A 6,190-nucleotide genomic window follows, 5' to 3' on the forward strand; every position below is an offset into this window, starting at 1 on the left:
CCCAGGTCGGAATGGAGATCTACGGCGGCGTACTGCTCAACTCCTGGCTCGATCGAGACCTGGGACTGGCCGGCCGGGTGATAAAATCGAGTATAGCGTTGCTCATACCTATTAGATACACAGGATTTTTTACCACTCCCCACTCCCTACTCCCCACTCCCTACTCCCTACTCCCTACTCCCTTAACGCCAACCAAACCAACGCATTACTGGCACTAGCAGGTAACAACTCACCCCTAGCCAAAATCCTTCTAGCATAGCCAACATAGCAAAAAAAGTCATAGGCTGATAGAAATCCAGTTTACCGGTTCTAGAAAAGGAAAACATATTAACCACAAATCCTGCTGGCAATAGATCAGATGACACTAGACCCCCAAATACGCCACCAGTTCCTGCTGCCACCACTAAGGCATGAACAAGATTATGACTGGGTAGCCCTAATCCTAGTACCAGGAGCATTACTGTAACCGCAGTAATCCATGGCAGCAACCCCTGGTCAGGTACATAAGACACCAATAATAGCGTAGGTACCGTTGCCTGCCACATCAACCATCCCAGGCTATAACCAAAAATACCCATTATCCCTGCCACTAAAAAACGCCGCTGCTGACCAAAGCCTCCTGCAGCGGTCAACCCCCAAGCTGTACCTAAGCCAGCCGCCCCAAACAACAGCATTTCTTGCCACATCGTTATTTGCAGCGAAGGCAAGATCATATACAGTTGGTCAGAGAGCCAATTTGTCACTTTCTCCCCAAGACTTGTCCAATTCAATACCATAAACCCAACCGTTGCACAAAAAACTCCCCCAAAAGCTCCGAGGAACATCTCCCAAACACTATCGAGACAAGCTAGTGCGATGCTGATCACTACTGCTAATAGGAAATGTTTTAGGGATGTGATCGAATGAGTCAACCCTGTCACAGATTGTGTTAGTTTAGGGCTAGATAACCCCAGAGCAGCTACCTGATTTCCTTGAAACGAATAGACTGGTGCTGGGATAGGCTGGTAACTAGGGCTAGGAGTCATACCTAGACGCAGATGAATCTCAATGGTAGTTGTTGGTCGTTGTTGGGGTACTACGCTGAGCATTTCATCTAGCAAGTCCGCCAAGTCATGACTTACCACTGCCTGCTCTCGCCACCGAAATTGACCAGTTACTGGGTCTTGTAAATCCTTCAACTCTTGACCAGTCAGTAAATGAATCATGGTTCGACTCAGGGCATAGAAATCAGCAGCCGGTCCAATGGCTGCACCAGTTATCTGTTCCGGTGGAGAGTAACCTGGAGTAATCAACCGAGTCGAATCATTCTGAGAAAACTCAGAACCCATACTCAATTGTTTAGCTCCCCCAAAATCAATCACCACTAGCTCTCCGGTGGTTTCCCGTAGCATTAAATTTGAGGGTTTGATGTCACGGTGAATCACTCCACAATTGTGCAACACCTGTAAAATTTCTGCTGCCTGGTAGAGCCAGTCTCGCACTAATATCTCTGGACATCCCTGAGGATGATCCCTGAGCATTTGCTCCAAGGTTGAACCGTTGATTTTTTCCATAACCAAACAGTGCAGGTCTGGCTGTGCCTCAACACCTAGATCAACGACAAAATAGCTATCTTGCTCAACTTTGGGAATGCCTGGATGATCCAAACCTTGCAAAACATCTGCCTCTTGCTGAAATAGCTGCAATACCTTCGGTTTAGTATCCAGCAGAACCTTCAGCACCTTTTCTGTCTTCGACTGCAAATCCCAAACGGTGTATATGTTGGCAAATCCTCCTGAACCCAAAAGCTGGAGAGGAAAGTAGCGATTCTTGAGCTTTAACTTTGCTCCACAACCATTGCAAAAGTTGTTATCCCTTGGCTGAGGGTAGGGTGCTGGGCAATTGGGATTAATGCAATGAATTGATTCAGCAACAAATGGATGCACAATACAGCTCAAGAGACATTGTGATTTGATTTTATCGAACTTAGGAATTTTCTGATTAGTTAATTGAAATTTTGATCAAACGACCTTTAACTTTCTCCTAAGCACCACTGGCGGGAAAACTGCCACCGATAAAGTGAATATCACTGAAGGTTTCGATCCACAGACGAGCTCCACAATCAAGAGGGTTATCCGGCTGATACACAATCCGACACGGACCGAGGATTTCTACCTGGTTGCCATAGTTATTGTGGCCACTTCGTTTTACCGAAATCACTGGTAGCCGCTCTTCAGGGCTTTTGTGGTTATTGGAGCCAATTCGATTACGATTGACATTAATTTTGGCTAAAGCCGGAGGACGACTTTTACGCCAAGTTCCTTTCGGTCCCCGGTTCTTCTTGGTGATTTGCGGCAAATAGTTGAACAGGGGAATAATCCAGAATTTACCGCTTTTATAAGCACCCCTTACTCTACCGGACTCAAGCAGTTGCCGTAATCGTCGAGGAGTTATACCCAACAGAGATGCTGCTTCAGTAGTACCAACACACTTGTTCATTTGTTATTTTCCTCTCACTTAGATTACTATTCCGATATCAGTATTATAACTAATCATCAAAGAATTGGCAAGGACACAAGCCAAATTTAGGTGTTAGGTTTTAGGTGTTAGGTTCTGGGTTTTGGGTTTAGTACTTAATACCTAGTACCTAATGTCTAATGTCTAATGCCTAATGCCTAAAGAACTAGACCACTAAAGTACTGGACTACTATGGCCACCTATCCCGGAATTTCCAGCGAAGCCTTCAAACACCCCCTTGACCAACAAGCAGAGCAAGCGTTACGCAGTGTCCCTGGTTTTGACTTAGTTTCTCGTAAGTTTGTGGAATTTCTTTACGAGCGTCCCCAGTTTGTCTATCTGATGGGGAACAGTATCAAAGTCGGACCGCGCCAGTATGCCAATATTTATCACTTATTTCGAGAATGTGTTCGGGATTTAGATGTAAATCCCGAACCAGCCCTATTTGTTAGTCAAAACTCTCAGGTTAATAGCTATGCTTTAGGTCAAGACAATCCTTACATCGTTGTAAACACTGGCTTATTAGACTTACTCAATGAAGCAGAAATTCGTACTATCCTGGCTCACGAATTAGGACATATCAAGTGCGGTCACACCATCTTAATTCAGATGGGTATTTGGGCAATGAATGCTGCCTCTATTTTAAGTGAAATGACCTTTGGCTTAGGGAATATCGTCAGCACTGGCTTACTTTTCGCTTTTTATGAATGGCGTCGCAAAGCTGAATTATCCGCTGACCGTGCTGCCTTACTAGTGATAGATGACCTGAAGACTGTGATGCAAACGATGATGAAAGTGTCTGGTGGGAGTGCTAAGCATCTACAGGAATGCAGTCTTGATGAATTTATCCGTCAATCAGAAAATTATCAAGAACTAGACCAAGACAGTCTCAATCAAATCTATAAGTTTTTACTCTATAATGGTGGTATTAATCGTCAATTTCTGAGCCATCCCTTTCCAGTTGAACGCATACACTACCTGCGAAAGTGGGCAAATTCCGAGGAATATCGCCAAATTCGTCAGGGCAATTATCAACGTGTTACCAAAGAGGGAGCAGTTGACGTTGACTCGAATCCACCATCGAACAACTCAGTGAATGAAGCGGAACAGTTGCAGCGTCAAATCCAGGAATTGCAACGGGAAATTAATCGCATCAAGAAGAAATAATGTCAGCTGTCAGCTGTCAGCCGTCAGCTGTCAGCCGTCAGCTGTCAGCTTACCTGGAAACCCGACTCCCAACTCCGGACTCCCGATTCCCGACTCCCGACTCCCGATTCCCCACTCCCTACTCCCTACTCCCTACTCCCTGCTCCCTTTGCTTGATGTTGAGAATACCAAGTAGAGAGTGCTAAGTGATGTACTTCTAACCAAGAGCAGTTATTTTCCTTGGCTAACTTAGCGCAATCTTGGTATTCTGGGTGGACATTCATAATCGTTTTGTGAGGTGAGCGATCGCTCCAAGCCACTTTCACACTAATTTGGCCATACTTAGTCTGTACCTGCTGGATTTCCCGAGGTAAGATCGCTCTTTGCTGAGTCAGACGTCGCACTCCTAAGGTAGTGGTTTCTCGGAATAATACTGCCTGACAGGCCTCTAGATCTTGAGGATGACAGATCACACTCAGGAGGATACCGGGTCGAGATTTCTTCATGCCAATAGCTTGAGTGAACACATCCACAGCACCAGCGTTAAATAACTCTTGGAATACATAGCCAATGGCTTGAGGATTGAGATCATCAATTTGAGTCTCTAGGACTGAGATAGTTTCTAGGGAAGAGTTAGCAGAAGAAGAGTTAGCAGAAAGGGGTGACTGGTGTAGGGTTTGTGGGGGTAAGTTTGACGGTTTAACCTTGAACTTGCCAACATTAACAGCTTCTGAGGACTCACCAATCCACAATCGCAACATATTGGGAATGGGTAATTGTCGAGAACCGGCACCATTACCTATTTTTTGGATAGTCATTGCTGGTGGTGAACCAAAGCTAGTGGCTAAGGTAACGGCAATCGCTGCTCCTGTTGGTGTTACTAATTCCCGCTCAATCCCATTACTGTAAACTGGCACCTGACGGGATTCCCACAATTTCAGTACTGCTGGTACTGGCACCGGTAGCCGACCATGAGCTGCCCATACTGTACCGCCACCAGTGGGGAGTGGGGAACAATAGATTTGGTCAATTCCTAGCCAATCTAAGCCTAAGCAAGTACCAACTATATCGATAATGGCATCAGTAGCGCCTACTTCATGGAAGTGAACCTTGTCTGGGGAAATACCATGAACGGCTCCTTCGGCTTCTGCTAGTTTCCGGAAGATAGCAAGAGTCCACTGGGATACTCTTGAGGGTAATTTTCCTGCTGTAATTAATTTTTCTATGTCTGGTAAGTGTCGTGTGGGATGATGATTATGATTCTGCTCAGGTGTACTGATCTCTGTTATGCCTGACCTGTGTTGATGATGGTGTTCATGGCCGTGTTCATGGTGGTGTTCATGGCCGTGTTCCTGTTGATGGTGATCATGCTTATAGTTTTGATCTGGTAAATCTACATCAACTTTGGTTGCCAACTGACCATTGTGGTGTACTTGGCTAAGTCTTAAGTGATACTCTTGCTCAATTCCGAGTCCTGCTAGCTTGTCCACTAAATATTCCCACGGTACACCCGCAGAAACTAGTGCTCCTAGGCACATATCACCAGCAATTCCAGTGGGACAATCTAAGTAAGCTAGCTTTGTCATTCTAGATCTTCTTGATTAAGACAAATTAATTAAAACAAATTAATTAAGACAAAAGGATTTGGAGCAATTCATCCCCCACAAACCCTACAGGTCTATATCAGGGAATTATGGCCAGATCTTGCTAACTATACTGACATCTGAGTCAGAAAAAGCCAAACTGGCAACACACTTAGGTCGGAGTAGTTTTTAATCCTTTGGCAGAACCGTGTCTATGTCTGGCCTTGGTGAATTTTCCCAAGGCTAGGCTTTAGCAATTCAATATTGACGAATTCAACAATATTTATGGCTACTATTTATACTATCCATCCGGAAACACCTCAAATACGTCGAATAGAGAAAATAAGAGAGTCTCTGGAAGATGGTGCAGTGATGCTCTATCCCACTGACACTGTCTATGCCATTGGTTGTGATGTACATGTGAAGTCCGCAGTGCAACGAGTTAGGCGTTTGAAGCAACTATCCAATGATAAACCCCTGACGTTTTTGTGTTCGTCTCTGTCCAATATTGCTAAATATGCTCGGGTAAGTGATCCAGCTTACCGGATTATGAAGCATTTGATTCCGGGACCCTATACGTTCTTGTTACCAGCAACCAAGTTAGTACCTAAGCTGGTGATGAGTCCCAATCGTAAAACTACTGGTATCCGAGTCCCAGATCATAACGTTTGTCAGGCGTTGCTTTCAGCTCTAGGTCATCCAATTATTTCTACCTCAGCTCATCTACCGAATCAGGATGGTGACACTCCAACGGTGGGATTGGAACGGGCTAAACTATTTGATGCTCTCGATGGTCTAGTAGACATCATTGTGGACAATGACTTAGAACCGGGATTTCAAGTCTCAACTATCCTCGACCTGACTAGTTCAGAACCGATGATGGTGCGGCAGGGTTTGGGATGGGATGAAGCGATCGCTTGGATTTAGCTAGTGCTTTAGCTAGTGATTAACTAGTCAACTCAGGA

6 protein-coding genes and 1 pseudogene are annotated in these 6,190 nt (G+C 45.0%); 4 read left to right on the forward strand and 3 right to left on the reverse strand.

The window, feature by feature from the left end:
* Positions 1–83, forward strand: a pseudogene (locus F6K20_RS40775) (hypothetical protein); the annotation flags it as partial.
* 99 nt (positions 84–182) lie between these two features.
* Here F6K20_RS40775 and F6K20_RS20545 read toward each other — a convergent pair.
* Complete coding sequence (locus tag F6K20_RS20545; RefSeq protein WP_008185508.1) at positions 183–1,925, reverse strand: serine/threonine protein kinase; 1,743 nt, start codon at positions 1,923–1,925, stop codon at positions 183–185.
* Positions 1,926–2,022: 97 nt separating this feature from the next.
* Positions 2,023–2,478: a helix-turn-helix domain-containing protein gene (locus F6K20_RS20550; RefSeq protein ID WP_008185506.1), complete on the reverse strand. Its 456-nt coding sequence runs from the start codon at positions 2,476–2,478 to the stop codon at positions 2,023–2,025.
* A gap of 210 nt (positions 2,479–2,688) precedes the next feature.
* On the opposite strand from F6K20_RS20550, the gene F6K20_RS20555 reads away from it, so the two are divergent.
* Positions 2,689–3,663, forward strand: a complete 975-nt coding sequence (locus F6K20_RS20555) for a M48 family metallopeptidase (protein WP_008185504.1) — start codon at positions 2,689–2,691, stop codon at positions 3,661–3,663.
* Positions 3,663–3,848: a hypothetical protein gene (locus F6K20_RS20560; RefSeq protein ID WP_131827238.1), complete on the forward strand. Its 186-nt coding sequence runs from the start codon at positions 3,663–3,665 to the stop codon at positions 3,846–3,848. The genes F6K20_RS20555 and F6K20_RS20560 overlap by 1 nt, the downstream gene beginning before the upstream one ends.
* Here F6K20_RS20560 and larC read toward each other — a convergent pair.
* Positions 3,789–5,228 (reverse strand): nickel pincer cofactor biosynthesis protein LarC, encoded by a 1,440-nt coding sequence (gene larC, locus F6K20_RS20565; protein WP_008185500.1) that lies wholly within the window; start codon positions 5,226–5,228, stop codon positions 3,789–3,791. The genes F6K20_RS20560 and larC overlap by 60 nt on opposite strands.
* A gap of 282 nt (positions 5,229–5,510) precedes the next feature.
* On the opposite strand from larC, the gene F6K20_RS20570 reads away from it, so the two are divergent.
* Positions 5,511–6,152 (forward strand): L-threonylcarbamoyladenylate synthase, encoded by a 642-nt coding sequence (locus F6K20_RS20570; protein WP_008185499.1) that lies wholly within the window; start codon positions 5,511–5,513, stop codon positions 6,150–6,152.
* Positions 6,153–6,190 lie beyond the last annotated feature (38 nt).

This window comes from Moorena sp. SIO2C4 (genome assembly GCF_010672485.1).
GTDB classification, from domain to species: Bacteria; Cyanobacteriota; Cyanobacteriia; order Cyanobacteriales; family Coleofasciculaceae; genus Moorena; species Moorena producens.